17 protein-coding genes, 1 pseudogene and 1 riboswitch are annotated in these 18,695 nt (G+C 44.7%); of the genes and pseudogenes, 12 read left to right on the plus strand and 6 right to left on the minus strand.

Annotated features, from left to right (window positions below; translation table 11 throughout):
- Together NHH16_RS12840 and NHH16_RS12845 are read left to right on the plus strand one after the other, a co-directional pair.
- Nucleotides 1-219 (plus strand): annotated as a pseudogene (locus NHH16_RS12840) (hypothetical protein); the annotation flags it as partial.
- 178 nt (nucleotides 220-397) lie between these two features.
- Nucleotides 398-1,294, plus strand: coding sequence for a carbohydrate kinase family protein (locus NHH16_RS12845; RefSeq protein WP_262070010.1), 897 nt, complete (start codon nucleotides 398-400; stop codon nucleotides 1,292-1,294).
- Between the two features lie 171 nt (nucleotides 1,295-1,465).
- Here NHH16_RS12845 and NHH16_RS12850 read toward each other — a convergent pair whose 3' ends face one another.
- Nucleotides 1,466-1,843 carry a RidA family protein gene (locus tag NHH16_RS12850; RefSeq protein WP_262070011.1) on the minus strand — a complete coding sequence of 126 codons (378 nt, stop codon included), beginning with the start codon at nucleotides 1,841-1,843 and terminating at the stop codon, nucleotides 1,466-1,468.
- Nucleotides 1,844-1,870: 27 nt separating this feature from the next.
- Complete coding sequence (locus NHH16_RS12855) at nucleotides 1,871-2,533, minus strand: helix-turn-helix transcriptional regulator (RefSeq protein WP_262070012.1); 663 nt, start codon at nucleotides 2,531-2,533, stop codon at nucleotides 1,871-1,873.
- A gap of 169 nt (nucleotides 2,534-2,702) precedes the next feature.
- Here NHH16_RS12855 and hydA point away from each other — a divergent pair, with 169 nt between their 5' ends.
- The 3 genes from hydA to yqeB are packed head-to-tail and all read left to right on the plus strand — an operon-like array spanning nucleotide 2,703 to nucleotide 5,661.
- Nucleotides 2,703-4,073 carry a dihydropyrimidinase gene (gene hydA / locus NHH16_RS12860; protein WP_262070013.1) on the plus strand — a complete coding sequence of 457 codons (1,371 nt, stop codon included), beginning with the start codon at nucleotides 2,703-2,705 and terminating at the stop codon, nucleotides 4,071-4,073.
- A 14-nt stretch (nucleotides 4,074-4,087) separates the two neighbouring features.
- Nucleotides 4,088-4,840: a selenium cofactor biosynthesis protein YqeC gene (gene yqeC / locus NHH16_RS12865; RefSeq protein WP_262070014.1), complete on the plus strand. Its 753-nt coding sequence runs from the start codon at nucleotides 4,088-4,090 to the stop codon at nucleotides 4,838-4,840.
- A complete protein-coding gene (yqeB, locus tag NHH16_RS12870) occupies nucleotides 4,837-5,661 on the plus strand; it encodes a selenium-dependent molybdenum cofactor biosynthesis protein YqeB (protein WP_262070015.1) in 825 nt (274 codons plus the stop codon). The genes yqeC and yqeB overlap by 4 nt, the downstream gene beginning before the upstream one ends.
- Here the strand turns inward: yqeB and NHH16_RS12875 are convergent.
- The 4 genes from NHH16_RS12875 to NHH16_RS12890 all read right to left on the minus strand — a co-directional run bounded on the left by NHH16_RS12875 (nucleotide 5,649) and on the right by NHH16_RS12890 (nucleotide 9,887).
- A complete protein-coding gene (locus NHH16_RS12875) occupies nucleotides 5,649-6,236 on the minus strand; it encodes a nucleotidyltransferase family protein (protein WP_262070016.1) in 588 nt (195 codons plus the stop codon). The two genes, yqeB and NHH16_RS12875, sit on opposite strands and share 13 nt — an antisense overlap.
- Nucleotides 6,237-6,269: 33 nt before the next feature.
- Nucleotides 6,270-6,962, minus strand: a complete 693-nt coding sequence (locus NHH16_RS12880) for a helix-turn-helix transcriptional regulator (RefSeq protein ID WP_262070017.1) — start codon at nucleotides 6,960-6,962, stop codon at nucleotides 6,270-6,272.
- A 108-nt stretch (nucleotides 6,963-7,070) separates the two neighbouring features.
- Complete coding sequence (locus NHH16_RS12885; RefSeq protein WP_262070018.1) at nucleotides 7,071-8,462, minus strand: NCS2 family permease; 1,392 nt, start codon at nucleotides 8,460-8,462, stop codon at nucleotides 7,071-7,073.
- A gap of 18 nt (nucleotides 8,463-8,480) precedes the next feature.
- Nucleotides 8,481-9,887, minus strand: coding sequence for a uracil-xanthine permease family protein (locus NHH16_RS12890; protein WP_262070019.1), 1,407 nt, complete (start codon nucleotides 9,885-9,887; stop codon nucleotides 8,481-8,483).
- 165 nt (nucleotides 9,888-10,052) lie between these two features.
- A riboswitch (purine riboswitch) is annotated at nucleotides 10,053-10,156 on the plus strand.
- A gap of 88 nt (nucleotides 10,157-10,244) precedes the next feature.
- On the opposite strand from NHH16_RS12890, the gene NHH16_RS12895 reads away from it, so the two are divergent.
- The 7 genes from NHH16_RS12895 to NHH16_RS12925 all read left to right on the plus strand — a co-directional run bounded on the left by NHH16_RS12895 (nucleotide 10,245) and on the right by NHH16_RS12925 (nucleotide 18,687).
- The gene (locus tag NHH16_RS12895; protein ID WP_262070020.1) at nucleotides 10,245-11,519 is read left to right on the plus strand and encodes an amidohydrolase family protein; all 1,275 of its coding nucleotides are present in this window, start codon (nucleotides 10,245-10,247) and stop codon (nucleotides 11,517-11,519) included.
- A gap of 27 nt (nucleotides 11,520-11,546) precedes the next feature.
- On the plus strand, nucleotides 11,547-13,862 hold the full coding sequence (gene xdhA, locus NHH16_RS12900; protein WP_262070021.1) for a xanthine dehydrogenase subunit XdhA: 2,316 nt from the start codon (nucleotides 11,547-11,549) through the stop codon (nucleotides 13,860-13,862).
- Entirely contained in the window at nucleotides 13,855-14,742 is an 888-nt protein-coding gene (xdhB, locus tag NHH16_RS12905; RefSeq protein ID WP_262070022.1) for a xanthine dehydrogenase subunit XdhB, read from the plus strand. The genes xdhA and xdhB overlap by 8 nt, the downstream gene beginning before the upstream one ends.
- The gene (gene xdhC / locus NHH16_RS12910; protein ID WP_262070023.1) at nucleotides 14,735-15,202 is read left to right on the plus strand and encodes a xanthine dehydrogenase subunit XdhC; all 468 of its coding nucleotides are present in this window, start codon (nucleotides 14,735-14,737) and stop codon (nucleotides 15,200-15,202) included. Before xdhB ends, xdhC begins: the two co-directional genes overlap by 8 nt.
- Nucleotides 15,203-16,317: 1,115 nt before the next feature.
- Nucleotides 16,318-17,322 (plus strand): LacI family DNA-binding transcriptional regulator, encoded by a 1,005-nt coding sequence (locus NHH16_RS12915; protein WP_262070024.1) that lies wholly within the window; start codon nucleotides 16,318-16,320, stop codon nucleotides 17,320-17,322.
- Between the two features lie 20 nt (nucleotides 17,323-17,342).
- Entirely contained in the window at nucleotides 17,343-18,173 is an 831-nt protein-coding gene (locus tag NHH16_RS12920; RefSeq protein WP_262070025.1) for a sugar phosphate isomerase/epimerase family protein, read from the plus strand.
- 19 nt (nucleotides 18,174-18,192) lie between these two features.
- Nucleotides 18,193-18,687, plus strand: coding sequence for a TRAP transporter small permease (locus NHH16_RS12925; RefSeq protein ID WP_262070026.1), 495 nt, complete (start codon nucleotides 18,193-18,195; stop codon nucleotides 18,685-18,687).
- Nucleotides 18,688-18,695: the final 8 nt, after the last annotated feature.

Raw genomic sequence — 18,695 nt, forward strand, 5'->3', positions numbered from 1 at the left:
CCGATTTTTAGCGGCAATCGAATCAAAAGAGGTTTATATGCTTCTGGGTCAGGTGCCGTTTTAAATGCTGATGTAAACGCCGCTGCCAACATAATGAGAAAAGCGCTTCCTTTAGCCTCGTTAGAAATAGAGCCTAACAAGCTAGAATCGCCTAAGGCCATTAACCTACAAGATTTAAATTGTAAAAGTATTCCGGTCAAACGGATAGTGGCGGCATGAGACCACCTTCTCGGCACGAACAGCCTGTACAATACAGGTTCGAAAGACGAAAGTGTTACGGCTAGTAAAGTAAGTCGAAGACTTACATCCTTGTTCGCACTTCGGTGCACAAGATACCACTTCCAAGCATAGACACCCCGAGTTGGTTATTCATCCGAAAAAAGGTAATCTGACCTGGATGTACGATCCGATTCCCCATACAGGTGGCGCGAATAATCTCCTGGTTGATTTAGCGCGATTAGATGCCGACTTACCGCTAAAATACAGCGGCCAGTTAGGCGACGATGAAGATGGTCGCTTCGTGCTTGAGACATTAGCTGCTTACCCTAATATAGATGTGCAAAATGTAACAATCAGAGGGAGGACGGCGAAGTCTTTAGCGATGACGGAAAGGGAGAGTAAAGAGCGAACCTTTTTCTACGATCCCGGCTCTAGTCTAGACTTCTGCATCGACGATATCGATTTTGAACACCTAGAAGCGGATTTTTTTCTCTTAGAGTACCTGTTGCTTTTTGGAAAGCTAGACGAAGCTCATCCTGAGTACGGTACGTATGGCGCCGAAGTGCTACACGCAGCACAGAAGCGAGGAATGAAGACTTTTGTGGATATGGTCTCGGAAGAGACGACGCGCTATGAAAGCGTTGTCCGCCCAGCGCTTAAGTATGTGGATTACTATATCTCCAATGAGGTAGAAGCAAGCGGCGTACTGGGGTATAAAATCTACGATGACCAGGGAATTATCGAAGATATGCTTCCTGAGGCGTTAGATAAGATTAAAGAATACGGAGTCCAGGAATGGGTTATTATCCATTCGCCAAAAGCCGGCTATGGACTTAACTGCCGTACCGGCGAAAAGGTAAAAGTCCCCAGCATGGATCTGCCAAAGGGATATATAAAAGGAACCACAGGAGCCGGAGATGCGTTCTGCGCTGGCGTTATCTACTCGGCTTATAAAGAGTTAGACCTTACCCAGGCTCTACGAAACGGTGCTATGTGTGCCGCCCTTTCGCTCTCGAAGGAAGATAGTAACTCTGGAGTTACTTCGTATGAAGAAATGCAAAATACAAGATTTTAAAATAGAATTTGCGTTCCGCAAATTCCTGCGCCTTCGGCGTGTGCTATTGCACAAAATTCCTATCGCCGAAGTGCGCATCCTTAGCGGAGCGCTTTTTATGTAATAGGAAAGTTCTTTGAACTTTCCTATTACATAATTAATGAGGGACAGGCTTTGCCTGTCCCTCACTAATTAACTGTTCATTTCGACGATCGCTTCTACTTCACAGAGAACCCCTTTTGGCAGGGTTTTTACCGCTACACAGGAGCGGGCGGGTTTGCCGGTAAAGTATTCGGCGTAAACCTCGTTAAAAGCAGCGAAGTCGCCCATGTCTGCTAAAAAGCAGGTGGTTTTGATGACGTTATCAAAGGATACATTTTGGCTTTCTAAGAGTCCAGCCATATTTTTCATTACCTGTAAGGTTTGTTCTTTGATGTCGCTACCGATGATTTCGCCGCTTTCAGGAGAAAGAGGGATCTGTCCGGAAGTGAAGAATAAATTGCCGGAAATAACTCCTTGAGAATAAGGTCCGATAGCAGCTGGAGCTTTGTCTGTACTTACTTTTTTCATTGATAAATACCTCTCTTTATTTTAGTTTTAATTGTTACCTTCTGTTTTCGTGGCGGCGTCGATATAGCTATACAGAGTAAACTTGGAGATGTTAAAAAAGGCAGAAATCTTATCCCCTGATTTGGTGACGAGGAAGGCGCCAGCGTCGTTTAAGAAGCGAATCGCGTCCACCTTATCTTCCTTGGTCATTAAGGCCACCGGTTTACCAATAAGGGCTACCGATTGGTCGATCAAATCATCGAGAATATCATTTACATTGCTAGTAATCTGCTTGGGTTTTTTTGCCGTGCTCTCTTCTGGAGTGCTGATTAGGGAATCAAGAGCGCTATGGATCGTCATCAGCCCCGTAATATCGTAGTTTAGAGAAAAGATATATTGAACCTTATCGTCCTCAGTGCGGATATACATAGTGCTGGATTTGAGAATACGTCCATCTTTGGTCTTGGTAAGGTAAGCTAGCTGATCCTTTAGTGCCTCGGGATTCTTATTAAGAGTCTCGATTACAATGGCTGAAGGACCATCGTCTAACTTTCGGTTACTGACGTGGCCATTGATAATATAGACGATGGAGTGCTCAAAGTCCTTTTTCTTCAAATCGTGGATGACAATCTCGCAATTGCTTCCAAATTGTGCAGCTAGCCCGTCGGCCATTTGGATTAACAAACCGAGGGTACCCTTTGTGGTTGCCATATACAACATCCTTTCACGAAACATTCTACTAATATCATACCACCTAATATATTTTTAGGCAACCTAAAAAATATTTATAAACCATAAGGAGAATGCTTGCTTTTTGTAGCTTGCTTAGGGTACTATAAGGTTAAAGAAAAGACGGATTGGTAGAGGAGTGTGGTTACATATGAAAAAGCTTTTTAAAGGCGGTAAGACCGTCTCTAGCGAGGGGGTCTTAGAACAGGATATTTTAATCCAAGATGAGAAAATCGTGGCCGTGGGAAAGGATTTGCCTGACGAGGACGCAGAGGTTATCGATGTGTCGGATAAGCTTTTGTTTCCTGGGTTTATTGATGCCCATACCCACTTTGATTTAGAAGTAAGCGATACGGTGACGGCTGATGATTTCTATACGGGCACGCGCCAAGCGGTGGCAGAAGGCACCACCACGATTATTGATTTTGCTACCCAGAATCACGGTGAGACCTTAAAGGAAGCGTTAGTTAACTGGCATCGAAAGGCCGATGGCAAAAGTAGCTGTGACTATGGCTTTCATATGGCCATATCCCAGTGGAATGAGCGGATTGCCCAGGAGCTGCCACTAATGAAGGCGGAAGGGGTGACTTCTTTTAAGCTGTATATGACGTATGACGCCATGTATTTAAATGATGGGGAGATATATAAGGCGCTGAAAGCCATTAAAGAGGAGCATGGTGTGGTAGGGGTGCACTGCGAGAATCGGGATTTGATTGCGGCTTTAGTAGAAGAAGCTAAGAGTAAGGGGGATTTGGCCCCTTTTTATCACGAAAAGACAAGACCGTATCAAGCGGAGGCGGAAGCGATTAACCGCTTGCTAGAGATCGCTTCAGTGGTTGATGTTCCGGTGCTAATCGTCCATTTAAGCACGAAGGCTGGACTCGGCGTTATCCGGGGAGCGAGGGAGCGTGGTCAGAAGGTATTTGTGGAAACGTGTCCTCAGTATCTCCTGATGAACAGCGAGAAATATCAGCTAACGGACGAAGAGGCGATGAAATATATTATTGCGCCACCTCTTCGCACGGAAGAGGATCAAAGGGCCTTGTGGGAAGCGATAGCAGTAGCAGATATCGATACGGTAGCGACGGATCACTGTAGTTTTACGACTGCGCAAAAGGAGAAAGGCCTTCAGGATTTTACGAACATTCCCTGTGGTATGCCAGGAGTAGGTACTCGTCCGGCGCTTATGTATACGTTCGGAGTGGGCGAAGGGAAGATTAGCATCGGCGAAATGTGTCGTCTGTTAGCGGAAAATCCGGCGAAGCTATACGGCTTATACCCGAGAAAAGGGACGCTCCTACCAGGAAGCGATGCCGATATTGTGGTGTGGGATGAAGAGGTTAGTCGCACCTTAACGAATCAGTCGCTATCTGCTTGTGACTATAACCCTTATCAGGGGACGACAGTAAAAGGCGGAGCTACTAAAGTTTATTTGCGGGGCACGTTAGTGGCCCAGGACGGGGAGATGGTTAGAGAGAATACAGGGTGCTATCTTTATCGCCAACCGACCCAGATGTACTAAGGGGGGGGCAAGCCATGAGTAAAAATCAGAGTTTGGCAACGGTAATGAAACTTACACCTGGTGAGGTGATTACCCTAACAGGAGCAGGGGGGAAGACTACCACCTTGTTTCAGATCGCCGAAGAGCTTCGTGTTCATAAGGTGCTACTGAGCACAACGACGAAGATGTGGCAGCCTACTAAGGAACAAGTGGATTATCTATATTCTCAGTCGGAAATGGGGCAAACCTTAATCGTCCCGAAGAGAGGGCGAACCTTTCTGTATGGTACCATTCTGGAAAACGGAAAGTGTACAGCAGTAAGCGAAGAGCTATTAGAGAGGGTAGCGACGGGATATGAATATACGGTTATTGAAGGGGACGGTTCTCGGGGTCTACCCTTGAAGGGGTACAACGAGGATGAACCTTGCATCCCTAGCTTTGCTAGCCTCGGAGTAGGGATCGTTACTCTAAAAGGATTGGATAAAGAGGCGAACGAAAAGAACGTTCTGCGACCATTAGCGTTTACTCAGATGACCGGAATGCAGCCAGGAGAGTTTGTAAGCGAAATTCATCTTGCTAGGTGGCTAGCTCATCCCTTGGGATTATTTAAAAATAGCCCTAGACGTAAGATTTTATTATTTAATCAAGTGGATATTGAGAAAGAGTTAGAAACAGTAAAGCGTATCCTGGATTTGTGTTCAGCGGATTTTACCAAGGAGCTGGAGAGAATCATCGTTGGCGATGTGAAAAAGGGCGAGTACGAAGTGTTAGAAGGAGGTATCGGGTGAGAAAACTACTAATGAATAAAGAGATTATCTGCGTCAGAGGGGCAGGGGATTTGGCTACCGGCGTCATTCAAAAGCTTGCCCGCAGCGGCTTTCGTGTATATGCGTTAGAGATTGAGCGGCCGACCACCATTCGCCGTCAAGTGGCACTATCCACAGCCATGGCAGAAGGGGAGGCTAAAGTGGAGGATATCTGCGGGAGAAGGGTGGAATTCTCTGTAGACAATCTTGAAAAATGTTGGCAGCAAGGTGTAGTGCCTCTACTTACGGATAAGGAAGGGGAGACAACGAAGAGGATTAAGCCAGCGGCTTTAGTGGATGCTATTCTGGCGAAAAGGAACTTAGGAACGAAGCGGGAGATGGCGCCGATTACCATTGGGCTAGGACCGGGATTTGTGGCAGGAGAGGACGTAGATGTGGTGATAGAGACCATGCGTGGTCACGATTTGGGAAGGCTGATTAGTGAGGGCGCAGCGCTGGCGGATACGGGGATGCCAGGCGAAATTGGTGGTCAAGGGAGAAAACGGGTGATTCACGCACCCATCCCGGGCTGTGTTCACCATATAGCAAATATAGGTGATTATGTTGAGGCAGGAGCGCCCCTTTTAAAGATTGATGAACAAGAAGTGTGTGCTCCTTTTTCCGGAGTTTTGCGCGGGTTAATCCAGGAGGGCATGGAGGTGCCGGCGAAAATGAAGATTGCTGATTTAGACCCGAGGCGCCTAGAAGACGAACAGATTTATCGGATCTCCGATAAGGCTAGATGTATCGGCGGCGCCGTTCTCGAAGCCATTCTTTATCTGCAGACAAATCAGTCTAAATAGGTTTTTTCAGAGAGTAGTCTTTGGTAATCACTGTAAGTATCAATATCGGTAAAGCAAAGCGGGTCGTCAAAAGCGACTCGCTTAATTTTATCAGGAAAAGCTTTTATGATACTGCGGCCACCTTGGTCGCCAGTAACCTCTAATAGGGCAGGGCGAAAAGCGGCCGGAAAGATCACGGGGTTCTTATCCTGACCATTGATCACGGGGAGAATAATCTGCTCAGGGTTCTCCCTATGAGTCGTGATTAGCTTATTGATAATCCCAGTCGTAAGTAGGGGCTGATCAGCCACGAAAAACATCATTGCCTGATTCTCAGGACAATGCTTTACGCCAAGGAGTAGAGACTGGCTTTGTCCAAGCTTAGCCTTGGTGTTTTTAATGCTCTGAAACCCGTACTTGTTTCCAAGGTCGGTGTACGTATGATCTCGCTGGATTAGTAGTTTTTCGGAAACGTCAGCATGGCTAATGGCTTCCATCGTGTATTCAATTACCGGCTTCCCGGAAAAATCCATCAGTAGCTTGTCGTCTGCAAAACGCTTACTAAAGCCAGAGGCTAAGAGGATGGCTGTTACCATAGATTTCATCTCCTGTAGGTTTCCCTTAGATGCTTATTGATTGGTAATTTCACTTAAGTAGCGATAGATAGTAGCTGACGAACAGCTTAGTTTTTCCGCGGCAAAGGGAATGGCTCCCTTTAGCTGAAAGAGTCCCTTTTCGTGTAAGCGGGTTACAATCTCCATCTTTTCGTGTTGCTTTAAGCGGTTGCTAGGAACGGTAATGTTTTCTGTGGCTTCCTGGTACATGTTTTTCATTAGGGCAGGCACATCCATAAAGAGGTTGTCGTTGCCATTTTCCTTGGTGCCACCGTTATCACTGGCGGTGCTCCCGGTCTCATTACCAGTAATGAAATTTTTGATAAACGCCTCAGGGTGGATGGCCGAAAGAAGCCCCTGGCGCAGTTCCTCAAAGCGGCTGTCGTCAAAATTGACGTGCAATAGGCCAACGGTTTCGCCCTCGTCATCCTTAATAAACATTGTGGAAGAACGCAGGATTTTACCACTTTTTGTAACTACTCGGTAGTTACAGATAGAGTTATTATTTTTATACGCTTTCGTAGAAAGCATGTGATGAGCGGAATCGGTGATAGGGCTACCGACGACGCGACCGCTGATGTGATTATTGGCGATGGCAACGATGGTATTTGATTTTAGGCCCTGGAGGACGATTTCATAATCCGGTCCTAGAGCATTCCCCAAAAACTCTACAATTCCTGCATAGTGTCTTATTATATCTTCTCTCATAGATTCTTTGCCTCATTTCTGTTCTGTGAATAAACGTACCAAAGATAGTTCGGATTGTCAAATGAGGCATATCGCTGCTGCGATATGCCTCGTAAAGATAGACTCTTCCTATAAGAAGAGATATTTTAAAATAAATAGGACCGTCAGTATATACATGAGAACACTTAGTTTCTTTTCCTTTGCCTTTCCGGTTAAAAGAGTCATAACGGTATACGCGATAACGCCCATAGAGATTCCTTCAGAGATGCTGTAGAAAAACGGCATCGCAATCATACAAATATAACATGGAATCGCTTCAAGAGCATCATCAAAATCAATCTCCGTAATATTTGTCAACATATAGAAGCCAACGATAATCAGAGCCGGTGCCGTCGCAAAAGACGGAATCGCTAGGAAAATCGGTGAAAGAAGTAAAGATAGAGCAAAGAGGATGGAAGTTACCGCCGCTGTTAAGCCGGTGCGTCCGCCCTCTGATACACCAGATGCGCTTTCAACGTAGGTGGTAACGGTTGTGGTTCCTAGCACAGCGCCTGCCGTAGTGGCCACTGCATCTGAAAGAAGAGCGCCCCTTATGCGGGGAAGTTTGCCGTTTTCATCTAGCATACCTGCTTTCGTAGAAACACCAATTAGGGTGCCGATTGTATCAAACATGTCCACAAAGAGGAAGGCAAAGACTACCACCACAAAGTTTAAGGAGAAGACCCCGGAGAAATCTAGCTTACCAAAGACCGGCATAATACTAGGAATGGATAAGCCGTTACTAAAGTCTGGCAATAGGCTGTAGAAACCAAGCTCTGGGTTAGGAACGTAGAGCGTAGTTACTTGACAGACGATTCCTAATAACCAGGTGATGATAATTCCCCAAAGAATATTGCCTTTCACCTTTTTGACCACAAGAAAACCGGTAATCAGCACACCGATTATTGCTAACACCACCGTGATGCCTGCGTCGTTAAAGGTGGCGGTAACGCCTTCTACTCCGTGGGTATTGTTAAAGCCATCGAGAGAAAACAGTTCTACTAAGGTGGCGCCACCGATGACGATTTTCGCGTTCTGCAAACCGATAAAGGCAATAAAGAGGCCGATACCTACGGATACTGCGGATTTTAAATTGCGGGGAATGGCATTGAAGATCGCTTCCCGAACATTGGTTAGGGAAAGCAGGATAAAGATAATGCCTTCAATGAAAACGGCTGCCAGCGCCGTCTGCCAAGAATACCCCATTCCCAGGACGACAGTGTAAGCAAAGTAAGCATTGAGTCCCATCCCTGGTGCGAGAGCAAAGGGATAGTTAGCCATTAAGGCTATTAAGAGAGAGCCAATAGCGGAAGCGATGGCCGTGGAGGTAAAGATGGCTCCAGGGTCCATCCCCGTAGCGCTTAAGATGCTTGGGTTGACGGCCAGAATGTAGGCCATGGTCATAAAGGTGGTAATGCCGGCAATCGTTTCTGTTTTTACATTGGTTCCGTTTTCTTTCAGTTTGAATAATTTTTCTAGCATAGATGGTGCTCCTTTCGGTTAGGAATCTAGTAACGCTGCCTTGGCCTTTTCCAGCTCTTCCTTATCTTTAATCGGGAAGATTAAGTTGAGAATAATAGCAACGATACAGGTAGCAGCAACAGAGTCTGAGAAGATAAAGCGGATCGCGCTTGGTAGCTGCGCCACCGCGGCAGGATCTTTCGCTAGTCCCAGACCTAGGGCAAAGGTTACCCCGAGGATCAAGACGTTTCGTTCACTAAATCCGGCTTTGGCGATCATCTTAATGCCATTGATAATAATCATGCTAAAGACGGAGATAATGGAACCGCCGAGAACTGGTGCCGGAATAGCGGCAAATAGCGCACCGAGCTTAGGGACAAAACCGCTAATCATCAGGATAAAGGCTCCAGTTGCGATACAAAATTTGTTGACCACTTTAGTCATTGAGACGATACCGGCGTTTTGACCAAAGGCGGTATTAGGTAAAGCGTTAAAACAAGCTGCCAAGATAGAGCCGCCAGCATCTGCTAGAATAGCTCCTGAGGTCTCGGTCTCGGTGGCTTCCCGGTCAAAGCCAGCCATAGTAATTCCGGAGGTGTTGCCAATTGTCTCTAACCCCGAGGTGATATAAAGAGCGGCAAAGCTTATGGTAACGGGGATAGAAAACGTCATCTTAAAATGGAAAGGCTTAGGAACGCTAAACCAACCAGCTTCCATAATCGCCTGGGTATCTACCATCCCTAAGAAGGCACAGAGGATATAGCCGATAACCATGGCAATAAGTAGGGCAGAGCTTTTAAATAAGCCCTTACCGAAGCGCTGGAGTAAGACGACGATTGCCAGTACCAAGAAGGCGATGGAAAGGTTACGGATGGAGCCGTAGTCCTCTGACCCGACGCCACCGGCAAAATAGCCAGCTCCAGCGCTCATCAGGTTGATACCGATGGTAATGAGAGTGCTACCAACTACCAAAGGTGGAAAAAATTTGCGTAGGTACTTATAAAAGACCCCGATTAACACTTCGGAGACGCTACCGAGAAGACAACCACCTAATACCGCACCGATACCGCCAGTTGCTGCTACTGTGGTTGCTGTGGGCACAAAGGCGAAAGAAGTCCCCATAACGATAGGCAAGTTGCCACCAATACGTAGGCGTTTGCCCAAACGAATAGGGTAAAGTTGAATAAAGGTGGTTAGTCCCGACACGAACATGGCACATTGCATCATGATAATTGTGTCGGCGCCATTTAGGCTACAAGCTCCCGCGATTAGGAGAATGGGAGCAAGGTTTGAAGCAAACATGGCGAGAACGTGTTGCATTCCTAAGGGGATGGCTGTTCGTAGACGGGGTTTTCCATCCAATTGATAGACCAAATCGTGTTCTTGCTGCTCCAGCGACTTCGCGTTTACTGACGCAGCAGTTTCTACAGTTTCTACAATTTCCATTTTTATACCTCATTCCTTTCAAAAACGAGTACTATAAGGGCAAGATTGTTATAAATTTATTGTAAGAAAAAATTATTATAATGTCAATTTATTTGTGCAAGTTTGTGTAGTTTCATATAAATGCATATTTACTATTGTGTATATTGACGAAATATAGTATTATGTTTGTAAGAAAATATTTGCATTTATATATGTTCGATGTATGAATCGGGTCGGACGTCTCTACCAACTACCGTAATCAGTTGCCTATAAATGCCTACGTCTTTACAGATGATATGGCATTTATAGGTTTTTCTAATGCTTTTTCTGTAAAGCTGTAAAGATGAAAACTTATGTTTATGGAAAGGATAGGTGCAAATGAAAGAAGAAGTAAAAGTTCTAAAAGGCGATATCTGCTACAGCGATAAAGATAGGAAGCTGATTACGGTGGCAGATGGATATCTTGTGTATCAGGGGAATCAGATATTAGGAGTTTACGAGGCGCTGCCGATAGAGTATCAAGGGGTGCCCATAAGCGACTATACGAACAAGCTGATTATTCCTGGGCTTACGGACCTACACGTTCACGCTCCTCAGTATGGGTTTCGCGGTTTGCAGATGGATTTGGAGCTACTAGAGTGGCTTAATACGACCACCTTTGTGGAGGAGGCAAAATACCAAGATCTAGAATATGCCAAGAAGGCTTATACTCAGTTTGTCAATGATTTGCAAAAAGGGGGTACTACTAGAGCTTGTATTTTTGGCACGATTCACTCGGAAGCGACGAAGATGCTAATGGAGTTATTAGATGAGTCGGGGCTAGTAGCGTATGTGGGAAAGGTGAATATGACCCGCAATAGTCCAGATAATCTGCGAGAAACTGCAGAACAGTCACTAAGGGATACGAAGCAGTGGGTTCAGGAGGTGGGAGATAAATATACTCACGTGAAACCGATTTTGACCCCGAGATTTATACCCTCTTGTGATGAAGAAACCTTGCATGGCCTTAAGGCTATTCAGGAGGAATATAAGTTACCGGTCCAGTCCCATCTCTCGGAGAACAGGGATGAAATCCGTTGGGTGAAAGAACTGGTGCCAGCGTCAACGTGTTACGGAGATGCTTATGCCAGAACCGGTCTATTTGGCGATGAGGTACCAACGATTATGGCACACTGCGTTTATAGTACCGAAGAGGAAATCGAGATGATGAAGGATAGAGGGGTCTATGTGGCTCACTGTCCCCAGTCCAACACCAATTTATCCTCCGGGATTGCGCCTGCCCGGTTGTATCTAGATAAAGAGCTTAAGATAGGGCTTGGTACAGACGTGGCTGGTGGCGCGAATCTTTCGATTTTTCGGGCGATGACCGATGGGATTCAGGTCTCGAAGCTTTATAAAGTCTACGTCCAGCCAGACCAAAAGCCCCTTACAATGGAAGAAGCCTTTTATCTAGGCACTTATGGAGGCGGTAGTTTCTTTGGTAAGGTGGGGAGCTTTTTACCGGGATTTGAAATGGACGCTTTAGTTCTTGATGAAAGCGATATTCCTCATCCTCAGGAGCTGACGGTAAAGGAACGCCTAGAGCGGTTCTTATACTTATCTGGGGATCCGGGAGTTAAGCATAAATATGTAGCTGGTAAGCAAATTAGGTAATCTATATAAAAAAGGGAGGAAAGTTAGATGGGCGTTTATAGTAACTTTAAAAGAGTAGATGCTACCGGCAAGGTAACCGGCGAAGCCAAGTATACCGATGATCTTTTGCCGGAGCGCTGCCTCGTTGCGAAGGTGGTTCACAGCACCATCAGCAATGGTCTTGTGAAGAAGATTCACACTGAGAAAGCGGCGGCGCTTCCTGGCGTGGTGAAGATCGTTACCTGCTTCGATGTGCCGGATATACAGTTCCCGACCCCGGGACATCCGTGGTCTGTAGAAGAATCTCATCAGGATGTGTCTGATAGGAAGCTGCTCAATCAAAGAGTGCGCTTTTACGGGGATGACATTGCCGCCATTGTCGCGGAGGATGAAGTCAGTGCTGCTAGGGCCGCAGCCCTATTAGAAGTAGAATACGAGGAATACGAACCGATTCTCTCGCCAGCGGCAGCGATGGCACCAGGAGCGTCAGTGATTCACCAGGAGTATCCGGGAAACGTGCTTAAGAAAACCGGTTTTAAGCTGGGAGATTGTACCTACGCGGAAGCCCTTAAGGAAGAAGGGTTAGTGCGTCTAAGAAAGAACTATGAAGTGCCAAGAGTTCAGCACTGTCATATTGAAGTACCGGTCTCCTTTGCCTATATTGATGTGAACCAAAAGATTACCATCGTTAGCTCCACTCAGATTCCTCATATTGTTCGCCGAGTGGTGGGTCAGGCTTTGGGAATCGGCTGGGGTCAGATCCGCGTAATCAAGCCGTATATCGGTGGCGGCTTTGGGAATAAGCAGGATGTGCTCTACGAGCCGTTAAATGCTTTTTTGACCCAGCAGGTGGGCGGCCGTCCTGTAAAGCTTGAGTTATCGCGAGAAGAAACTCTGGCTTGTACAAGGATGCGTCACCGGATGCTTTTTTCGGTGGATGCAGCCGTTAGGAGTGACGGAACACTGGTGGCGAGAAAGGCCGAAATTCTATCGGATCAAGGGGGATACGCTTCCCACGGCCATGCGATTGTGGCCAATGCGGCCAATGAATTTAAGCAGCTATATCACGATGAGAAGGCCTTAGAAATAGACTGTGCAACGGTCTACACCAATCTAGGCGTAGGCGGAGCGATGCGAGGATACGGCATCCCTCAAGGAGATTTTGGTCTGGAGGCTATGATTGATGATTTGGCCGCCTGTATCGACATGGATCCTTATGAATTTCGTCTTAAAAACTGTGTGAAGGAAGGGTACGAAGACCCACATAACCATATTAAGTTTCATAGCTACGGGTTAGAGAAATGTATGGAAGAGGGAAAGGCGTTTATCCACTGGGATGAGCGCCGAGCAGAGTATGCCCAGCAAACGGGGCCGATTAGAAGAGGTGTCGGAATGGCCATCTTCTGTTACAAGACTGGTGTTCACCCTATATCTTTAGAGACGGCGGCTTGCCGGATGATCCTTAATCAGGATGGTTCCGTTCAGGTACAGCTAGGGGCTACTGAGATTGGTCAGGGTGCCGATACGGTCTTTACCCAAATGGCAGCCGAAGTCTTGGGAATTACCGAAGATAAGATTTATGTAATCTCTACTCAGGATACAGACGTGACCCCCTTTGATACAGGCGCGTACGCTTCTAGACAGTCATATGTAAGCGGAAAGGCGCTAGTGAAGACCGGGAAGGTCCTAGTAAAGCGGATTCTCGATTACGCCGGCGAAGTATTGGCACGCCCGGCCGAGTCCCTTGCTTTAGTTAAGAATCAGATTGTGGATAAAGATTCGGGGAAAGTTTTGCGCTCATTAGCAGAGGTGGCTACAGAAGCTTTTTATTCTTTGCAGCATAGCGTGCATATTACCGCTGAAGAAACGTCTCACTGCAAAGACAATACCTTTGCCAGTGGCGCTTGCTTCGTGGAAGTAGAGGTGGATATACCTTTAGGTCAGGTGAAGGTCCTAAAGATTGTCAATGTTCACGATAGCGGCAAGCTTCTTAATCCCCAGCTAGCCCAGGCTCAGGTCCATGGCGGTATGAGCATGGGGCTTGGTTACGCATTATCAGAGGAGCTTCTATATGATGAAAAGGGCAAGCCTCTTAACGATAACCTTCTGGATTATAAACTGCCAACGGCGATGGATACTCCGGATTTACACGTGATTTTTGTGGAAGAAGAGGACGAAAGCGGACCCTTTGGCAATAAGGCTTTAGGAGAGCCGCCGGCAATACCGGTAGCACCAGCTATTCGTAACGCAGTGCTACACGCCACCGGCGTGGCAGTAGACTCGCTACCGCTGGCGCCTCAGAAGTTAGTAAGGGCATTTACGGAAGCAGGACTGATAAGTAAAGGAGGTGAGGGCCATGTATGATCTAGGGTCAATTTATCAAGCGAGGGCAATAGAGGACGCGATTCGCGCCTTACGTGAACGGCCAGGGAGCAAGCTAATAAACGGTGGTACGGACGTCTTAGTTCAAGTAAGAGAAGGGCGATTAGCAGGAGTTAGTCTTGTAAGTATTCATAATCTGGAGGAATTAAAGGGGGTTCGCCTAGAAGCGGATGGAACGATTGTCATCGGTAGCGGCACCACCTTTTCACAGATTACGGGAAATGCGATTATTCAGAAATATATCCCTATGCTAGGGGAAGCAGTAGACCAGGTGGGCGGTCCTCAGATTCGTAACGTGGGGACTATTGGGGGCAACGTCTGTAACGGTGTAACTAGTGCCGATAGCGGTTCGACGCTAATGGTATACAATGCCGTGATGGTGGTGCAAGGATCAGAAGGCATTCGCCACATTTCTATTCACGACTGGTATGCAGGTCCTAGCAAAACGGTGTTAAAGCCAGATGAGGTGTTACTGAATATTCAGATTCGAAAAGAGGATTATGAAGGGTATACGGGACAGTATTTAAAGTATGGGAAACGACAAGCGATGGAGATCGCCACCTTAGGCTGTGGTGTTCTGGTTAAACTATCGGCGGATAAAGAGAAGGCAGGCGACATTCGGATTGCTTTCGGGGTAGCTGGTCCTAATCCGCTCCGCTGCCGGCAAACGGAAGAGGCTTGCAGGCAGCGCCCAGTGAATCGGGAAACGGCTCTCTTTATCAGTGAGCAAGTCTTACGTGAGATAAAGCCCCGAGACAGCTGGCGAGCCAGCAAGGAATTCCGGGAGCAGATCGCCTCGGAATACGCAAAAAGAGCCTTTATCCAGGCAGTCGCGAAACAAGGAGGGGAGATAGATGCTTAAGATTATCAAGTTATTTGTGAATGGAAAAGAAGAAGAGGTAGCGATTGATGAGCGAGAATCTTTAGCTGATGTGCTCCGGTATCGCTTAGGGATAACCAGCGTGAAAAAGGGCTGTGAAGTCGGTGAATGTGGTGCGTGTACCGTTCTAGTTGACCGGGAGGCTGTGGATTCATGCATTTATCTAGCCCTATGGGCTGAGGGAAAGCATATCCTAACGGTAGAGGGGCTAAAGAGCCCTACCGGCGAACTCTCAGAGATTCAGCAAGCCTTTGTGGACGCAGCAGCAGTTCAATGTGGCTTTTGCACACCGGGAATTATTATGAGTGCGGTGGAGATTATCGAAAAGCAAAAGTCCTATTCCCGGGAAGAATTAAAGAAAATGATTTCTGGACATTTGTGTCGCTGTACGGGGTATGAGAATATCATTACAGCGTTAGAGGGATTGGTTAATAAAGAGTAGGAAAGGGAACTGTCTCAACATGAAACGTGATTTTCAACATGATTTTAGCTAAAATACAAGAAAAAAGTTGAGATTGAAGGAAATGAATGCTTGGTGCTAGTGTAGCCTTAGGATTTGATGATTATTTTATGGGGGGATAGAGTGAGAAATCATGTGAAGCGGCGAAAACTAATAACTGTTCTTTTATTAATTGTAGCAATATTGTTAATCTTTAAAGTATCATTTCGGGAAGATTTATTCAGTATAGGCTTATCTTTAATCGTTGCGATACCATTAGCTGTATTAGCCATTGATGATTTGATTTCTAAAAAGTAAAATCATTGCTTCGAGAGATTCTTTCAAATCTTTCCGCCATATGGCCGCCCTCAGCAATAAGAGCGATAGAGTTGTAAGTCGCTCGAGTTTGTGAAGAGTTACTTTCTTTAAGTGTATTCATTAGACAAGTAAGATATTCAATTTTTTGATTAATATTCCTCTTTTCGGTCACGCGGAGATCACAGTTTAGCTCAAGGACTTGAGCTAAATCGACCTTAAGTAGATACACGACGGGATTTCGCCAAAAGTGGTAGCAGTATAACTGAGTTAGTAATTGCTTTTGCTATCAATATAAGTAGTATATTGTTACTGATAGGTGTTTTGAGTATAGATAAGAATCGTGTTGGAAAAATCATGACCACCGGCTCAGCCGGTGGTCATGATTCTGGGCGAAATATAGATTAATAATCAAGAATTTCGTCATTAATCAAGTATGCAGGAGTTAATGAAGTGTAACGAAAACATTCAAATGCATAGTGATAATGCTTTATTTACGTAACATAATTTTAGCTATAATTACTAAAAAAGACATTTAGCCATGTAAATGATTGGAAATTCGTTGACAAAAAAATATATATAGTATATCGTGAACGTACAAACAAAATGTAATCGATTACAAACGAGCTAGAGAGAAGGGAGGCATATTTTTTTGATAGTAATGTAATCGATTACAAGACTCGAATATAGGACATGTTTGCTTTTTTAAATCCAGCCTTGTAATCGTTTACAAAAAAGATTGATTGTGTCATAATAGTCATATAAATTCTTAAGATTAATAGAGCAATTAGGAGGAATACAAAATGGCCACAATCAAAGACGTTGCAAAAAGGGCAAAGGTATCAGTAGCGACAGTATCTCGCGTAATGGGAAATAAGGAACATGTTACTGAAAGTGCAAGACTGAAAGTTGAGAAGGCAATTAAGGAATTAAATTATCAACCTAACATTACTGCAAGAAGGCTCCGGGAACAGAAGACAAAAAGTATTATTGTCATTGTACCAGATATAAATAATACGTTTTTCCCAGAGGTGTTTAGAGGGATTGAAGCAGTCGCTACCCAAAAAGGTTATCGTGTGTGGTTAGAAGATATGCAAAATAATCCAGATATTGAAAGAGAGATATTTGAGGTTTTGCCACAAAAACAAGTTGATGGAATTATTTCTCTTACGGCAAGAACTAAAAGGGAAACCATTGAAGCTGTTGCCAAACAATACCCTCTGGTGATTGCCGGTCAGTATTTAGAGGATTCAAAGATCCCATATGTGGGAATTAGTAACATCAAGGCATCAAGGGATGCAGTAAATCATCTAATAAAGTTGGGACACACGAACATTGCGCATATTTCTGGACCTTTAAATCAGTTGATATTTCAAGATCGTTTAAAAGGGTATGAAAGTGCACTAGAAAGAGCAGGTTTAAAAGTAGACAAGGATTTAGTGTTTAAGGGTAATTACACATACGAGTCAGCGTTTGAGCTTTCAACAGAAATTATAAAAAGCAAAAAGCAAATTACTGCGATTTTTGCAGCTAATGATGAAATGGCAGCCGGAGTAATCAAAGGTATAAAAGCAGCAGGTAAACGTGTTCCAGAAGACTATGCGGTTATTGGGTTTGATAATATACGCTTAGCTGCAATTATTGAACCAGCGATTACTACCATTAACCAACCTAAAAAGGAAATGGGAAAAAGGGCAATAGAAATGCTATTCGACTTGATTGAGGGAAGGGCATTAAAGGAAGAACGAGTTGTTCTTAAACATTCATTAGTAGTACGGGAAAGTTGCGGTGAGAAAGTTAGGGATTAGGAACGAATGGAGGATTTGACTTGAAAATAAGTGTTAGTTCAGCAGTATATGGAATGGAACCTCTTGATAAAATTATCTTTAGAGCAGCTGAGTTAGGATATGATGCGGTCGAGTTGACTGGGGCTTTACATATACCTGTTGAAACATCAGCTGAGAGAAGAAAGACAGTAAGAGGCTGGATTCAATCGGCAGGAATTGAATGTAGTGCACTGCATTATATTTGGGATGGAAGTGTAAAAATGGCAACTGCAGACAAAGATGAGATGAAAAGGTGTACGGATTATCTTTGTAAAGTAATCGATATGTCTTCGGACATGGAGTCAAGGACAGTTATTGTTGGAAGCGGAGGAAAGACCAGATCTTTTGAGGACGATCAAGATAGATCAGAAGTCACCAAAAACATGGCTGAAATAATATTTAACGCAGGAGAATATGCAAAAGATAAAGGCGTGATTTTGGCTATGGAAGCGATTAATCGTTATGAAACAAATTTTTTAAATACATTAAAAGAGGCTGTAGAATTCACGAAAATGGTGAACCATCCAAATGTGCGAACGATGGCAGATACATATCATATGAATATAGAAGAAGTAAGTCCTGCTGATGAAATTAGAAAATATGGTCATACGCTTGCTAATATTCATTTCGCAGATTCCAATAGACAAGCCCCAGGAGAGGGACACTTTGATTTTGTATCATTAGCTCAGGCCCTAAAAAAAGTTAACTTTTCTGAGTATATTTCTTTTGAGGTATTTGGATTATATCCATGGAAATTGTGGTTTGATACATTTGAAGAGGCGGATAGCCAAATGGAAAGAGGAATTAAGTATGTGAGGAATCTGTTTAAGTAGACAGGCAGGAAGGGAGAAAGTGGTGAAAAAAATATTCAATGATTTGGACAAATTAATTAGTTGGATAGAAAACATTGTGTGTGTATTAACATTGGTTGGAATTGTTAGTATAGCAACGGCAGGGGTAATTGCGCGCTATGTTTTTAAAGCGGGATTTTTTTGGGCAGATGAAGTTAATCAGGCTTTATTAGTAGCAATGGCCATGTTTGGAAGTGCAAGAGCAGTACGTATGAATGGACATACAGAGTTCACTACTATTTCTAGCAAACCAAAGTCAAAGAAGGTGCGAATAGCATTTCGAACGATAATCATGGTAATTACAATGGCGTTGCTCGTGTTTTTACTGATTAATCTATCCGAATATGCGGCCAGTGGTACGATGTTAAGTACCGTATTGAAAATACCAAGAATGTACTATTATATGTCGATGCCGATAGGTATAGCGTTATGTCTTTATGAATATGTAAGAGCATTTAAACGTAAGGTCATAGATGATCCGGTAACAGAGGAATAGACGAGGAG

Source organism: Ohessyouella blattaphilus (assembly GCF_024721265.1).
Taxonomy (GTDB): domain Bacteria; phylum Bacillota; class Clostridia; order Lachnospirales; family Lachnospiraceae; genus Aequitasia; species Aequitasia blattaphilus_A.